This is a genomic window from Acidovorax sp. A79 (assembly GCF_041154505.1).
Lineage (GTDB): Bacteria > Pseudomonadota > Gammaproteobacteria > Burkholderiales > Burkholderiaceae_C > Acidovorax.
The window spans coordinates 3993434-4008706 of sequence record NZ_AP028672.1 but is presented as its reverse complement, the minus strand read 5'-3'; the positions used below and the strand labels follow the sequence as shown (position 1 = coordinate 4008706).

Here is a 15273-nt window from a genome sequence, read left to right as displayed (position 1 = left end):
GGCGGGCTTATGCCACCGGTGTCACGGGAATGTAGAACTGCCCGCCGCGCTGCTGGAATTCCGCCGCCTTGGTCTGCATGCCCTGGGCCAGCGCCTCGGCCTCCGCCACGCCCTTCTGGGCGGCAAATTCGCGCACTTCCTGCGTGATCTTCATGGAGCAAAACTTGGGGCCGCACATGGAGCAGAAGTGCGCCACCTTGGCGCTGTCCTTGGGCAGCGTTTCGTCGTGGTATTCCTTGGCCGTGTCGGGGTCCAGGCCCAGGTTGAACTGGTCCTGCCAGCGGAAGTCGAAACGCGCCTGGGAGAGCGCGTCGTCGCGCGCGCGGGCCCCCGGGTGGCCCTTGGCCACGTCGGCCGCGTGCGCGGCGATCTTGTACGCGATGATGCCCTGCTTGACGTCGTCGCGGTCGGGCAGGCCCAGGTGCTCCTTGGGCGTCACGTAGCACAGCATGGCGGTGCCCATCCAGCCGATCATGGCCGCGCCGATGGCCGAGGCGATGTGGTCGTAGCCCGGTGCGATGTCGATGGTCAGCGGGCCCAGGGTGTAGAACGGCGCCTCGTGGCAGGTCTTGAGCTGCTCGGTCATGTTGGCCTGGATCATGTGCATGGGCACGTGGCCGGGGCCTTCGATCATGGTCTGCACGTCGTGCTTCCAGGCCACCTGGGTCAGCTCGCCCAGCGTGTGCAGCTCGGCGAACTGCGCCTCGTCATTGGCGTCCGATGCGCAGCCGGGGCGCAGGCCGTCGCCCAGGCTGAAGCTCACGTCGTACGCCTTCATGATGTCGCAGATGTCCTCGAAATGCTCGTACAGGAAGCTCTCGCGGTGGTGCGCCATGCACCACTTGGCCATGATGGAGCCGCCGCGCGAGACGATGCCCGTGCGCCGCTGCGCCGTGAGGTGGATGTAGGCCAGGCGCACGCCCGCGTGGATGGTGAAGTAGTCCACGCCCTGCTCGGCCTGCTCGATGAGCGTGTCGCGGAAGATGGCCCAGGTCAGGTCCTCGGCCACGCCGCCCACCTTTTCGAGCGCCTGGTAGATCGGCACCGTGCCGATGGGCACGGGCGAGTTGCGCACGATCCAGTCGCGCGTGGTGTGGATGTTCTTGCCGGTCGAGAGATCCATCACGTTGTCGGCACCCCAGCGGATGGCCCAGACGAGTTTTTCCACCTCTTCCTCGATGCTCGACGTGACGGCCGAGTTGCCGATGTTGGCGTTGATCTTGACCTTGAAGTTGCGCCCGATGGCCATGGGCTCCACCTCGGGGTGGTTGATGTTGGCGGGAATGATGGCGCGGCCCCGGGCCACTTCGTCGCGCACGAATTCGGGGGTGATGATCTTGGGGATGCTTGCGCCCATGGGGTTGCCCATCAGCCGCTGCTCGCGGCCAGCGTCGGCCATGTACTGCTCCATCCACTCGCGCTTGCCGTTCTCGCGGATGGCCACGTATTCCATCTCGGGCGTGACGATGCCCTTCTTCGCATAGTGCATCTGCGTGACGTTGGCACCCGCCTTGGCGCGCAAGGGCTTGCGCTGCAGGGCCGCGGCCTCGGCGCGCAGCTGGGCCAGACGGGTGGCGTCTTCGCTCTTCTGGCCATCGTCCAGCGCCACGGGCGCGCGGCCTTCGTAGTGCTCCACGTCGCCACGGCCGGTGATCCAGCCGCCGCGCACTCCCGCCAGGCCCTTGCGCACATCGATCGCAGCCTCGGGGTCGGTATACGGGCCGGAGGTGTCGTACACGCTGACCAGTTCGCCGTTGGTCAGCGCAATGTCGCGCACGGGCACGCGCAGATCGGTGTGCAGGTGGCCGGGGAGGTAGGCCTTGCGTGAGGCAGGAAAGGGTTCGCGCGTGCGTGCGAGCAACTCGGCGAACTTCTCGGGGGTGGCCAGCTTGGCGTGGGGGTCGGGGGCGTTCATGGGCAGGTCTCCTGGTTCCGGTGGCGGTGGGTGCTGCTCCGGAATGGACCTGTGCGCCCCTCGGGTGCGGCTGCACCTGAGGCATGGCGTGCCAGCAGGGACTGCGGGCACGGAGACAAGGAGGTCGGCTCTTCTTCCGCCGGTATGAACCGGATCAAGTTCGTCGGGTTCGCAAGGCCTGCCGAATTTCTTCAGCCACCTCGCATCTCAGCGCTTACGCACACCCCGGAGCAGGCGCGAGTATAGGCCAGAGAGAAAAAACCGCGCCACGGAGCCTCTCGGTCAGGCGAGGCGCCCGATGAGGACCACCGCAAAGAAGAAGACGGCCGCGATCACCGTCCACTTGAGGATGACGAGCCCCAGGCGCTTGTAGCGCGCCTGCCCCGTGCCGGCATAGAAGGCAAACGACACGGCCGCCGCCAGGAGCAGCAGCATGGCCAGCCAGCGAAAGATCAGCATGTCAGGGACTCCCGGCGCCGTGAAAACGGGCGCGGCACTGGCAGGAGGCTCCGGGCTGCGGCCCGGGAATGGTGCTTCATGCTCACCAGGCGCGCGCCGGCTGGGAAAACCCGCCGGGCGCCTGGCGCTCGTCCTCGAACGTGACGACCTCCCAGGCATCGCGCTGGGCCAGCAGCTCGCGCAGCAGCAGGTTGTTCATGGCGTGGCCCGAGCGGAAGGCGCTGTAGGCCGCGAGCAGGGGCTTGCCGATCAGGTACAGGTCGCCCATCGCGTCCAGGATCTTGTGCTTGACGAACTCGTCGTCGTAGCGCAGCCCGTCGCTGTTGAGCACCTTGTAGTCGTCCATCACGATGGCGTTGTCGAGGCCGCCGCCCAGCGCCAGGCCGTTGGAGCGCATCATCTCCACATCGCGCGTGAAGCCGAAGGTGCGCGCGCGGGCGATGTCGCGGCTGTAGTTGCCTTGCCCCATGTCGAACTCCACGCGCTGGCCCGTGGAATCCACGGCGGGGTGGTCGAAGTCGATCTCGAAACTGAGCTTGTAGCCGTGGTAGGGCGCAAGCCGAGCCCACTTGGCCGCGGCGCCCTCGCCTTCGCGCACTTCCACCGGGCGGGTGACGCGGATGAATCGCTTGGGGGCGTTCTGCAGCTCGATGCCCGCGCTTTGCAGCAGGAACACGAACGATGCCGAAGAGCCATCCAGGATGGGCACCTCTTCGGCGGTGATGTCCACATAGAGGTTGTCGATGCCCAGCCCCGCGCAGGCCGACATGAGGTGCTCCACGGTGTGCACCTTGGCATTGCCCACGGCGATGGTGGACGCCAGGCGGGTGTCGGTCACGGCCTCCGCCCGGATGGGGATGTCCACCGGCTGCGGCAGGTCCACCCTGCGGAACACGATCCCGGTGTCCGGCTGCGCAGGCCGCAGGGTCAGCTCGACCCGCTGGCCACTGTGCAGGCCCACGCCCACGGCGCGGGTGATCGTCTTGAGGGTGCGTTGCTGGAGCATCCGGGGATTTTAGTGGGGGGACCCCGCAAAAACCATCCACGGCTGCCTATGACCCTGATAGAAAACGGAGTCGCAGGGGCGGCGTACAAGCTGTCAGAGACACGCAGGTAGCGCCACGCAGCGACTGCATTGCGCGCCACGCGTACCCAGACGGCGGTGACTGCGCAGCTGAGGAGCATACGAGCCAAATAGGAAGCGCGGTGGTGGAAACCGTCACGGCCCAATGCCAAAGACACCGCGCAAGGGCCGCCCCGCCGCGCATGTCGAGAAACCCCTTGCCAGAGTCAAGGGGCGCTCGGTCTGTCCCAGCCCGCGCAGGCGGGCTGGGAGCCGCAGACCTCGCCCCCTCCCGCGCAGCGAGAGAGCGGGTGAAGCGGCGTAGCCGCTCAGGGGGAGTACCGAATCAATCCGCCTGCTTGCGCAGGAAGGCCGGAATCTCCAGGTCGTCCATGCCGCCCGAGGACAGCGCGTCCACGCGCGCCGCGGCCTGGGTGCGGTTGGTGCGCCACACGCTGGGCACCGACATGCTGCCGTAGTCGGCCTGCGCGCTGCCGGCATGGCCGCCCTGCACGCCCATGGCCGAGCCCAGGGCCCCCGTGCCCGCGATGGGCATCTGGTAGGCCACGTTGTCCGTGCCGGTGCGCAGGCCGCCCTGCACCACCGAAATCGGCTGGCGGCGCGCGTTGGGGCGCGACAGGCCGGTGGCCACCACGGTCACGCGGATCTCGTCGCCCAGGCTGTCGTCGTAGGCGGCGCCGTAGATGACATGCGCATCGGGCGAAGCGTAGGCATTGATGGTGCTCATGGCCAGGCGCGATTCGGACAGCTTCAGGCTGCCCTTGGCGGCCGTCACCAGCACCAGCACGCCCTTGGCGCCCGACAGGTCGATGCCTTCCAGCAGCGGGCAGGCCACGGCCTGTTCGGCGGCGATGCGCGCGCGGTCCGGGCCGCTGGCGGTGGCCGTGCCCATCATGGCCTTGCCGGGCTCGCCCATCACGGTGCGCACGTCTTCGAAGTCGACGTTCACGTGGCCGTATTCATTGATGATTTCGGCAATGCCGCCCACGGCGTTCTTGAGCACGTCGTTGGCATGGGCGAAGGCTTCGTCCTGGGTGATGTCATCGCCCAGCACTTCCAGCAGCTTCTCGTTGAGCACCACGATCAGCGAATCCACGTTGGCTTCGAGCTCGGCCAGGCCATTGTCGGCGTTGGTCATGCGGCGGCCGCCTTCCCAGTCGAAGGGCTTGGTGACCACGCCCACGGTGAGGATGCCCATTTCCTTGGCCACGCGGGCGATCACGGGTGCGGCGCCCGTGCCCGTGCCGCCGCCCATGCCGGCCGTGATGAACAGCATGTGCGCGCCGTCGATGGCCAGGCGGATGTCGTCCACCGCGGCCTCGGCGGCTTCGCGGCCCTTGTCGGGCTTGCTGCCGGCGCCCAGGCCGCTGCCGCCCAGCTGGATGTGGCGATGGGCCGAGCTGCGGGTCAATGCCTGCGCGTCGGTGTTGGCGCAGACAAACTCCACGCCCTGCACGCTGCGGGCAATCATGTGCTCGACGGCGTTGCTGCCGCCGCCGCCCACGCCGATCACCTTGATCTGGGTGCCCTGGTTGAATTCTTCGGCTTCGATCATTTCGATGGTCATGTTGGAGCTCCTGTTTCTTTCACTGAATTCGTTTGCAATCTCGTGTGCAACTGCCAATGGGTTGTTCGGTATGTCATCGTGCGCAGCGGGGATGGCGGTCCGGTACATCGTCGCCATCGCCCACGCGGTATTCGGTGCGGACTGCCTCTCGCCAGCCAAAGAGGAAATTTCATGGTCAGAAATTCCCCACGATGAAGTCCTTGAAACGGCCAAACGCCGTCTTCATGGAACCGCTTTTCTGTGCCACCTTGAAGCCGCGCAGCCGCGCCAGGCGCGCCTCTTCCAGTAGGCCCATGACGGTAGCAGCCCGGGGCTGTGCCACCATGTCAGACAAGGCGCTGGAATACTTCGGAATGCCGCGCCGCACGGGCTTCAGGAAGATGTCCTCGCCCAGCTCGATCATCCCGGGCATGACCGAGCTGCCGCCGGTGAGCACGATGCCCGACGACAGCACTTCTTCATACCCCGACTCGCGCACCACCTGCTGCACGAGCGAGAAGATCTCTTCCACGCGCGGCTCGATCACGCCGGCCAGCGCCTGCTTGCTGAGCATGCGGGGGCTGCGGTCGCCCAGGCCGGGCACTTCCACCTGCGCCTCGGGGTCGGCCAGCAGCTGCTTGGCGTAGCCGCTCTCGACCTTGATGTCCTCGGCGTCCTTCGTGGGCGTGCGCAGCGCCATGGCGATGTCGCTGGTGATGAGGTCGCCCGCGATCGGGATCACCGCCGTGTGGCGGATCGCGCCGCCGGTGAAGATGGCTACGTCGGTCGTGCCCGCGCCGATGTCGACCACCACCACGCCCAGCTCGCGCTCGTCGTCGGTCAGCACCGCCTGGCTGCTCGCCAGCGGGTTCAGCATGAGCTGCTCGACCTCCAGGCCGCAGCGGCGCACGCACTTGATGATGTTCTCGGCCGCGCTCTGCGCACCGGTCACGATGTGGATCTTGGCCTCCAGGCGGATGCCGCTCATGCCGATGGGCTCCTTCACATCCTGCCCGTCGATCACGAACTCCTGCGGCTCCACCAGCAGCAGGCGCTGGTCGCTGCTGATGTTGATGGCCTTGGCCGTTTCCACCACACGCGCCACGTCGGCCGAGGTGACCTCCTTGTCCTTCACGGCCACCATGCCGCTGGAATTGAGGCCGCGGATATGGCTGCCCGTGATGCCGGTGTACACGCGCTGGATCTTGCAGTCGGCCATCAGCTCGGCTTCCTTCAGCGCCTGCTGGATGCTCTGCACGGTGGCGTCGATGTTCACCACCACGCCGCGCTTCAAGCCATTGCTCGGGGCCACGCCCAGGCCTGCGAGCTTGAGCTCGCCATTGGGCAGAACCTCGGCCACCACGGCCATGACCTTGGCCGTGCCGATGTCCAGCCCCACCACGACGTCTTTGTATTCTCTTGCCATATCAGTCTCTGCCCTTCTCTGTTCTGTCCCGCCGCACCCCGGCCTCATTCACGAACCGCCCCGCTCTCCACGCCACGCACCGCTGTTGCTGCTGCTGTTGCATGCCGTCACCTCCTGCGCACGCCACCCGCGGCGCCCATGGCATCGGGGACCACGGTGCTCACGCCGCGCATGCGCAGCGCATACCCCCCGGCGTGCCGCAGGTCCGCGGATTCCAGGGACTCCACGCGCCGGCCGTACTGCGCCGCCACCTGGGTCAAGGTGCGCGTGAAGCGCTGCGTGCGCTGCACCACCTCCTGCGGTGCCCCGCCCCCCAGCTCCACCACCGCGTCGCTGTCGAGCCTGGCGCGCCAGCCGCCCCGGCCGGTCAGTTCCAGGGACTCGACCTCCAGCCCCAGGGGCTTGAACACCGGCTGCAGCAGCCCAAACATCTGCAGCACCTCGGGGGAGCTGCCCGCGGGGCCCAGCAGGCGGGGCAGGCCGTCCTGCTCCACATCGCCCACGTTGGCCTCGAACACCTCGCCCTGCCGGTTGACCATGGCCGAGCCGCTCTCCGGTCCCCAGTACGCCACGGCCTCGTGTTCCTGCAGCTCCACCTGCAGGCTGCCGGGGTAGACCCGCCGCACCTCGGCGCGGCGCACCCAGGGCACTTGCTCGAACGCCGCGCGCGCGGCGCGCAGGTCCACCGTGAAGAAGTTGCCCGCGAGGTGCGGCGCCACATTGGCCCGCAGGGTGACGGCGTTGTTGTGCACCAGCTCCCCCTGCACCACGATGCGCGCGATCGCGAAGCCCGGATAGCGCAGCATCCACCAGGCACCCGCCGCCAGCACGAGCAGGGCGCAGCCCACGAACAGGACCGACGCGGTCAGGTTCATGAGCTTGACGTCCAGCGGTGCGGGCAGCGCGGAGTTCATTTGGCGGCGGCTCCTTGCGTGTCGAGCACGGCATCGGCCAGGATGCGCAGGCACAGCTCCTCGTAGCTGATGCCCGCAGCGCGCGCGGCCATGGGCACGAGGGAATGGCCCGTCATGCCCGGCGAGGTGTTCATCTCCAGCAGAAAGGGCTTGCGGTCGCTGGCGCGCAGCATCAGGTCGGCGCGGCTCCAGCCCCGGCAGCCCAGGCTGCGGTAGGCGTCCAGCACGATGCGCTGGATCTCGCGCTCTTCCGCTTCGGGCAGGCCGCTCGGGCATTGGTATTTCACGTCGTCGGTGAAATACTTGTTCTGGTAGTCGTAGGCACCGTCGGGCGCCACGATGCGGATCACGGGCAGCGCGCGCGCGCCGGCGCCCTGGCCCAGCACGGCGCAGGTGACTTCCTCGCCGTCGATGAATTCCTCGCAGAGCACATCGGGGTCGTATTTCGCGGAGAGCTGCACGGCCTCCTGCATGTCCGAATAGCCGCGCACCTTGGTCACGCCGATGGACGAGCCTTCGCGCGGCGGCTTGACGATGAGCGGCAGGCCCAGCTCGTCGGGCACGGTGCGCACCACCTCGCGCTGCTGGCGGTCGGGCGCCAGCCACACGTAGCGCGGCGTGGGCAGGCCCTCGGCCAGCCACACCCGCTTGGTCATGACCTTGTCCATCGCGATGGCCGAGGCCATCACGCCCGGGCCCGTGTAGGGGATGCCCAGCAGTTCGAGCGCGCCCTGCACCGTGCCGTCTTCGCCATGGCGGCCGTGCAGCGCGATGAAGCAGCGGGCATAGCCGTCGCGCTTGAGATCGCCCAGCGGGTTCTGCGCGGGGTCGAACGCATGCGCGTCCACGCCGCGCGAGCGCAGGGCCTGCAGCACGCCGCTGCCGGACATCAGCGACACCTCGCGCTCGGCCGAGTCGCCGCCCATCAGCACGGCTACCTTGCCCAGGGACTTCACATCAAAATTCGAATCAAAAAGGGTCATAGCGCGCTCCCCTCCAGCGCCTTAAGCTCATTATTTTGTAGCAATTCAACCACCTTGCCGGGCACGGCGCCGATGGAGCCCGCGCCCATGCACATCACCACGTCGCCGTCCTTCGCGTTGTCGGCGATGGCCTGCGGCAGGTCGGCCACGTTGTCGATGAACACCGGCTCCACGCGGCCGGCCACGCGCAGCGCGCGCGCCAGTGAACGGCCGTCGGCCGCCACCACGGGCGCCTCGCCGGCGGCGTACACCTCGGTCAGCAGCACGGTGTCGGCATGGCCGATGACCTTCACGAAATCCTCGAAACAGTCGCGCGTGCGGCTGTAGCGGTGGGGCTGGAAGGCCAGCACCAGGCGGCGGCCCGGGAAGGCGCCGCGCGCCGCTGCCAACGTGGCGGCCATCTCCACCGGGTGGTGGCCGTAGTCGTCGATCACGGTGAACTGGCCGCCATCCCGGGCGGGAAGGTTGCCGTAGCTCTGGAAGCGCCGCCCCACCCCCTTGAAGCCGGCGAGCGCGCGCTGCACGGCCTCGTCGGGGATGTTCAGCTCCACGGCGATGGCGATGGCCGACAGCGCGTTGAGCACGTTGTGCTCGCCCGCGAGGTTGAGCACGATGTCCAGGTCCGGCAGCGTGACGCCGTTGCGCCGCTGCACGGTGAAGCGCATCTGCCCCGCCTCGGCGCGCACATTGATGGCACGCACCTGGGCATCTTCGGAAAAGCCGTAGCTCGTGATCGGGCAGGTCACGCTTTGCAGGATGTCGCGCACGGCCGGGCTGTCCACGCACAGCACGGCCGTGCCGTAGAACGGCATGCGGTGCAGGAAGTCGACGAACGCGCCCTTGAGCCGGCCGAAGTCGTGCCCGTAGGTGTCCATGTGGTCGGCGTCGATGTTGGTCACCACGGCCATCACGGGCAGCAGGTTCAGGAACGAGGCATCCGACTCGTCGGCCTCGACCACGATGTAGTCGCCGCTGCCCAGCTTGGCGTTGGCCCCCGCGCTGTTCAGCCGCCCGCCGATCACGAAGGTGGGGTCCAGGCCCGCCTCGGCCAGCACGCTGGTCACGAGGCTGGTGGTGGTGGTCTTGCCGTGCGTGCCCGCGATGGCGATGCCCTGCTTCAGGCGCATCAGCTCGGCCAGCATGAGCGCGCGGGGTACGACCGGGATCTTCTTTTCCCGGGCTGCGAGCACCTCGGGGTTGTCGGGCGTGACGGCCGTGGACGTGACCACGGCATCGGCGCCTTCGATGTGCGCCGCCGCGTGGCCCAGGCAGGTCTTGATGCCCAGGCCCTCCAGGCGGCGCAGTGTGGCGCTGTCGGCCAGGTCGGAGCCGGAGATGCGGTAGCCCAGGTTGAACAGCACCTCGGCGATGCCGCTCATGCCGGCGCCGCCCAGGCCGACGAAATGGATATGGCGAATGGCGTGCTTCATGGTGTTGCAAGCTCCTCGCAGGCAGTCACCACCTCGCGGGTGGCGTTGGTTTTTTGCATGTCTTTAGCTTTAAGCGCCACACCCACCAGGGTGGAACGCTGCATATTCAATAGCATCCCGGACAGCCCCTCGGGCGTCAGGTCGCGTTGCTGCACCAGCCAGCCGCCGCCGGCGTTCACCAGGAACTGGGCGTTGGTGGTCTGGTGGTCGTCCACGGCGGAAGGGAACGGCACGAACACGGCCGCCGCGCCCACGGCCGCGATTTCGGTCACGGTGCTCGCCCCCGCCCGGCAGACGATGATGTCGGCCGCCGCAAACGCGCTGGCGGTGTCGTCGATGAATGGCGTCAGCTCCGCATCGACCCCGGCGGCCGCATAGTGGGCGCGCAGCGCGTCGATCTGCGTCGCGCCGCTTTGGTGGACCACGGTGGGGCGTTGTTCGGCGGGCATCAGCGCGACGGCCTGCGGCACGATCTCGTTGAGGGCCCGTGCGCCCAGGCTGCCCCCCACCACCAGCAGGCGCAGCGGGCCGGAGCGGCCCGCAAAACGTTCGGCCGGGCCGGGTTGCCGGGTGAAGGCGGTGCGCAGCGGGTTGCCCACCCACTGGCCCTTCTTGAACACATCGGGGAAGGCCGTGAACACGCGGTCCGCGACACCTGCCAGCACCTTGTTGGCCATGCCGGCCACGGAGTTCTGTTCGTGCAGCACCAGGGGCTTGCCGGCCAGCACGCCCATCATGCCGCCCGGAAAGGTGATGTAGCCGCCCAGGCCCACCACCACATCCGGCTTCACGCGCCGCACCACGGCCAGCGCCTGCCAGAACGCGCGCAGCAGGCGCAGCGGCAGCAAAGCCAGCGTGACGAGTCCCTTGCCGCGCACGCCCGAGAAGTCGATGAGCTCCAGCGCGAAGCCGTGCTGCGGCACGATGCGCGACTCCATGCTGCCCGGCGCGCCCAGCCAGTGCACGCGCCAGCCGCGTGCACGCAGCTCCTCGGCGACGGCCAGTCCGGGGAAGATGTGGCCGCCGGTGCCGCCGGCCATGATGAGGGCGGTTTTTTGCGTCATACGCGCCCTCCCCTCATCAACAATTTGTTTTCATAGTCCACACGCAAGACCACGGCCAATGCCACCAGATTCATCAAGATGGCCGACCCGCCGAAGCTCATCAGCGGCAGCGTGAGCCCCTTGGTGGGCAGCGCGCCCAGGTTCACGCCCATGTTGATGAAGGCCTGGAAGCCGATCCAGATCGCCACGCCCTGCGCCACGAGGCCCGCGAACACGCGGTCGAGGGCGATGGCCTGGCGGCCGATGTGCATGATGCGGCGCGTCATCCACAGGAACAGCACGATGAGCGTGACCACGCCCACCAGGCCGAACTCCTCGCCGATCACGGCCAACAGGAAGTCGGTGTGTGCCTCGGGCAGCCAGTGCAGCTTTTCCACGCTGCCGCCCAGGCCCACGCCAAAGATCTCGCCGCGCCCGATGGCGATCAGCGAGTGCGAGAGCTGGTAGCCCTTGCCCAGGGCGTGCTCCTCGCTGAACGGATCCAGGTAGGCGAACACGCGCTCGCGCCGCCAGGGGGAGCTGGCGATCATGATGCCGAAGGCCGCCACCAGCACGCCCGCGATCAGGAAGAACATGCGGGCGTTCACGCCGCCCAGGAACAGGATGCCCATGGCGATCACCGCCACCACCATGAAGGCCCCCATGTCCGGTTCGGCCAGCAGCAGCACGCCCACGATGGCCACGGCCGCCCCCATGGGCAGCACGGCGCGGAAGAACCGCTCCTTCACGTCCATCTTGCGCACCATGTAGTCCGCCGCGTAGATGAGCACGGCGAACTTGGCCACCTCGGAGGGCTGAAAGCCGATGGGCCCGAGCGACAGCCAGCGCCGCGCGCCATTGACCACCTTGCCCACGCCGGGAATCAGCACGGCCACCAGCAGCAGCAGCGCCACCACGAAGAGCCAGGGCGCCATGCGCTCCCACAGCGCCATGGGCACCTGGAAGGCCAGCAGCGCCGCGACGAACCCGACCACGAGGTACATCACGTGGCGGGTGAGGAAATGGGTGGAGGCGTAGTTGGCAAAACGCGGGTTGTCCGGCATCGCGATGGAGGCCGAATACACCATCACCAGCCCCCAGGCGAGCAGCGCCACCACCACCCACAGCAGCGCCTGGTCGAACCCGAGCACGCTCGCCGGCGTGCTGGTGGTGCGGGGCCGGTAGTCGGTGCCGCCCACGCGCACCGGCAGCACGTCCACGGCCTTGCCGGGCAGGCCGCCGAACCAGCCCGCCACGCGCTGCAGGAAGCTGCTGGCCGGTGCACTCATGCCGCGCCTCCTGTCGCATCGTCCGCCAGGGCATGCACCGTGTCGCAGAAGACCTGGGCGCGGTGCTCGTAGCCCCTGAACATGTCAAAGCTCGCGCAGGCGGGCGACATCAGCACCGCATCGCCCGCATGGGCGCGCTGCGAGGCCAGTTCCACGGCCTGCGGCAAGGTCTCGGCATCGACCAGTGCCACGCCGCTGTCCTGCAGCGCGGCGCGGATCTGCGGCGCATCGCGCCCGATCAGCACCACCGCGCGCGCATGGCGCGCCACGGGCGCGGCCAGCGGAGAAAAATCCTGGCCCTTGCCATCGCCGCCCAGGATGACCACGATGCGGCGCTCCGCGCCCAGGCCGGTGAGGGCCGCCACCGTGGCGCCCACGTTCGTGCCCTTGCTGTCGTCGAAGTACTCGACGCCGTGGATGACGGCCACGGGCTCCACGCGGTGCGGCTCGCCCCGGTACTCGCGCAGCCCGTACAGCAGGGGCGCCAGCGTGCAGCCTGCCGCCGATGCCAGCGCCAGTGCGGCCAGCGCGTTCACGGCGTTGTGGCGGCCCCGGATGCGCAGCGCGTCAGCGGGCATCAGGCGCTGGATGTGCAGGTCCTCTGCGGCCTCGTTGCGGCCGCGCTTGCGGGTTTCGTCCGCATCCATGGCGCGCACCAGCCAGGGCATGCCGCTCACCACCTCGATGCCGAAGTCGCCGGGGCGCTGGGGCATGTCTGCGCCAAACGTCAGGTGCTCGCGCACCTGGGGCTTTTGCAGCTTGACCTTGACCGGCGGCGGCAACATCTGCATCACGGCCGCGTCCTCGCGGTTCAGGATCATGAGCCCGGTCTGGCCGAAGATGCGCGCCTTGGCCGCCGCATAGGCCACCATGTCGCCGTGCCAGTCCAGGTGGTCCTGCGTGATGTTGAGCACGGTGGCCGCCGTGGGCTCGAATCCGGTCACGCCGTCGAGCTGGAAGCTTGAGAGTTCCAGCACCCACACCTCGGGCAACGTGCCCGCGTCGATGTGGCTGGCGAGCGTGTCGAGCAGCGTGGGGCCGATGTTGCCGGCCACGGCGACGCTCTGGCCCGAGCGCTCCACGAGCTGCCCCGTGAGCGAGGTCACCGTGGTCTTGCCGTTGGTGCCCGTGATCGCCAGCACCGCCGGGGCGTAGCCGTGCGAGGCCTTGAGCGCGCCCAGCGCCATGGAATACAAGCTCAATTCACCACCAGCGCTTATTCCACAAGCGCTGGCAGCTACTAAAACAGGAGCAATTGTCTGGGGACTCAAACCCGGTGAGCGGTAGACCGCATGCAGGTCCTGGCCTTCGACCAGGCTGGCGTCGAAGCCACCGGCCACAAAACGCACCTTGGGCAGCTCCTGCTGCAGCACCGCGAGCTGCGGCGGCGCGGCGCGCGTGTCGGCCACGGTGACCTCGGCGCCACAGCGCACGCACCAGCGCGCCATGGCCAGGCCCGAGGCGCCCAGGCCCAGGATGAGGATCTTCTGGCCCAGCAGCGGACGCAGGCCTTCGCCGGGCCGGCCCAGGGGCTCGGCGGGCCCATCGGCTGGAGCGTCCTGCGTGGCTTCTTCTTCATCAGCCACCTGCGGCAGCGCAGACGCGGCCTCGGGGGCCGCCACCTCGGCAAAAATCTGCGCCACGAAATCGGCGGCGGCCTTGGCGGCGGAGACCGCGGGCGGCTTTTCAGGGTCCCAGGCATTGGCCGCCGCGTTGGCTGCGCGTGCGCCTGTGGCGGGCCCGGGAGCCCCGGCCGTGCCATCGGCGCTTGCCGCAGGTTCCGTCGCGCCGGCCGTGGCGTCCATGGGTTCGGCGGCGGACAGCGCGCCGGGCCCAGCCACGTCGGTCACGCCTGGATCGCCCGGCACCACATCCGCCGTGGACCGCTCTGGTGGCAGCTCCACCTCCGGCGTTCCGGCAGGCGCATCCATGCCCGTGGCCGCCACGGGAGGATCGGCTGGTGCCGCCGGGATGAGGGGATCGTCCGGGTTCATCGCAGTTTCAATGTGGACAGGCCGATGAGGCACAGCAGCATGGTGATGATCCAGAAGCGCACGACCACCTGGGTCTCCTTCCAGCCGCTCTTTTCAAAATGGTGGTGCAGCGGCGCCATCTTGAGCAGGCGCCGGCCTTCGCCGTAGCGTTTCTTGGTGAACTTGAACCAGGTCACCTGCAGCATCACGGACAGCGCCTCGACCACGAAGATGCCCCCCATGATGGCCAGCACGATCTCCTGGCGCACGATGATGGCGATGGTGCCCAGCGCCGCGCCCAGCGCCAGCGCGCCCACGTCGCCCATGAACACCTGCGCGGGGTGCGCGTTGAACCACAGGAAGGCCAGGCCCGCGCCCGCCATGGCCGCGCAGAAGATCAGCAGCTCCCCCGAGCCCGGGATGTGCGGGAAGAACAGGTACTTGGAATACACCGAGCTGCCGGTGACGTAGGCGAACACGCCCAGCGCCGAGCCCACCATCACCACGGGCATGATGGCCAGGCCGTCCAGCCCGTCGGTCAGGTTCACGGCATTGCTGGAGCCCACGATCACGAGATAGGTCAGGATCACGAAGCCCAGCACTCCGAGCGGGTAGCTGATTTCCTTGAAGAACGGCAGCTGCAGCCCCGCCTTGGGCGGCAAATCGAGCGAGAAGCCCGATTGCACCCAGCCCACGAAAAGCTCCCACACCTTGGCGTTGGAGCTTTCCGAGATGCTGAACACGAGGTACAGCGCGGCGATCAGGCCGATGACCGACTGCCAGAAATACTTCTCGCGCGAGCGCATGCCCTCGGGGTCCTTGTTGACCACCTTGCGCCAGTCGTCCACCCAGCCGATCGCGCCAAAGCCCAGCGTGACGATGAGCACGATCCACACGAAGCGGTTGGACAGGTCGAACCACAACAGGGTCGAGATCGCGATCGACAGCAGGATGAGCACGCCGCCCATGGTGGGCGTGCCGCTCTTGGACAGGTGCGTCTGCATGGCATAGCCCCGGATGGGCTGGCCGATCTTGAGCGAGGTGAGCACGCGGATCACCTTGGGCCCCGCGATGAGGCCGATGAGCAGCGCCGTCATGGCCGCCATCACCGCCCGGAACGTGAGGTACTGGAACACGCGGAAAAAGCCGAACTCGGGCGACAGGCCCTGCAGCCATTGCGACAGCATCAGCAGCATGCGGCACCTCCCACG

12 protein-coding genes and 1 riboswitch are annotated in these 15273 nt (G+C 68.2%); all 12 genes read right to left on the bottom strand.

All coding sequences use genetic code 11. The features are described 5' to 3' along the window. Positions 1–7 precede the first annotated feature (7 nt). On the bottom strand, positions 8–1888 hold the full coding sequence (gene thiC / locus ACAM51_RS18330; protein ID WP_218294387.1) for a phosphomethylpyrimidine synthase ThiC: 1881 nt from the start codon (positions 1886–1888) through the stop codon (positions 8–10). Between the two features lie 141 nt (positions 1889–2029). After that, positions 2030–2153, bottom strand: a riboswitch (TPP riboswitch). 44 nt (positions 2154–2197) lie between these two features. Continuing rightward, positions 2198–2374 (bottom strand): hypothetical protein, encoded by a 177-nt coding sequence (locus tag ACAM51_RS18325; protein WP_218293304.1) that lies wholly within the window; start codon positions 2372–2374, stop codon positions 2198–2200. A gap of 82 nt (positions 2375–2456) precedes the next feature. Continuing rightward, positions 2457–3380: a UDP-3-O-acyl-N-acetylglucosamine deacetylase gene (lpxC, locus tag ACAM51_RS18320; RefSeq protein ID WP_369641433.1), complete on the bottom strand. Its 924-nt coding sequence runs from the start codon at positions 3378–3380 to the stop codon at positions 2457–2459. A gap of 403 nt (positions 3381–3783) precedes the next feature. Then, positions 3784–5025, bottom strand: coding sequence for a cell division protein FtsZ (gene ftsZ / locus ACAM51_RS18315; RefSeq protein ID WP_218293302.1), 1242 nt, complete (start codon positions 5023–5025; stop codon positions 3784–3786). Between the two features lie 175 nt (positions 5026–5200). Then, entirely contained in the window at positions 5201–6430 is a 1230-nt protein-coding gene (gene ftsA / locus ACAM51_RS18310; protein ID WP_008903721.1) for a cell division protein FtsA, read from the bottom strand. 107 nt (positions 6431–6537) lie between these two features. Continuing rightward, positions 6538–7344: a cell division protein FtsQ/DivIB gene (locus tag ACAM51_RS18305; RefSeq protein WP_369641432.1), complete on the bottom strand. Its 807-nt coding sequence runs from the start codon at positions 7342–7344 to the stop codon at positions 6538–6540. Continuing rightward, complete coding sequence (locus ACAM51_RS18300; RefSeq protein ID WP_218293300.1) at positions 7341–8327, bottom strand: D-alanine--D-alanine ligase; 987 nt, start codon at positions 8325–8327, stop codon at positions 7341–7343. The genes ACAM51_RS18305 and ACAM51_RS18300 overlap by 4 nt, the downstream gene beginning before the upstream one ends. Further along, a complete protein-coding gene (gene murC / locus ACAM51_RS18295; RefSeq protein ID WP_369641431.1) occupies positions 8324–9757 on the bottom strand; it encodes a UDP-N-acetylmuramate--L-alanine ligase in 1434 nt (477 codons plus the stop codon). The genes ACAM51_RS18300 and murC overlap by 4 nt, the downstream gene beginning before the upstream one ends. After that, positions 9754–10821: an undecaprenyldiphospho-muramoylpentapeptide beta-N-acetylglucosaminyltransferase gene (murG, locus tag ACAM51_RS18290; RefSeq protein WP_369641430.1), complete on the bottom strand. Its 1068-nt coding sequence runs from the start codon at positions 10819–10821 to the stop codon at positions 9754–9756. Before murG ends, murC begins: the two co-directional genes overlap by 4 nt. Beyond that, positions 10818–12089, bottom strand: coding sequence for a putative lipid II flippase FtsW (gene ftsW, locus ACAM51_RS18285; RefSeq protein ID WP_218340437.1), 1272 nt, complete (start codon positions 12087–12089; stop codon positions 10818–10820). The genes murG and ftsW overlap by 4 nt, the downstream gene beginning before the upstream one ends. Further along, positions 12086–14083, bottom strand: coding sequence for a UDP-N-acetylmuramoyl-L-alanine--D-glutamate ligase (gene murD / locus ACAM51_RS18280; protein WP_369641429.1), 1998 nt, complete (start codon positions 14081–14083; stop codon positions 12086–12088). Before murD ends, ftsW begins: the two co-directional genes overlap by 4 nt. Continuing rightward, entirely contained in the window at positions 14080–15258 is a 1179-nt protein-coding gene (gene mraY / locus ACAM51_RS18275; protein WP_218293295.1) for a phospho-N-acetylmuramoyl-pentapeptide-transferase, read from the bottom strand. Before mraY ends, murD begins: the two co-directional genes overlap by 4 nt. Positions 15259–15273: the final 15 nt, after the last annotated feature.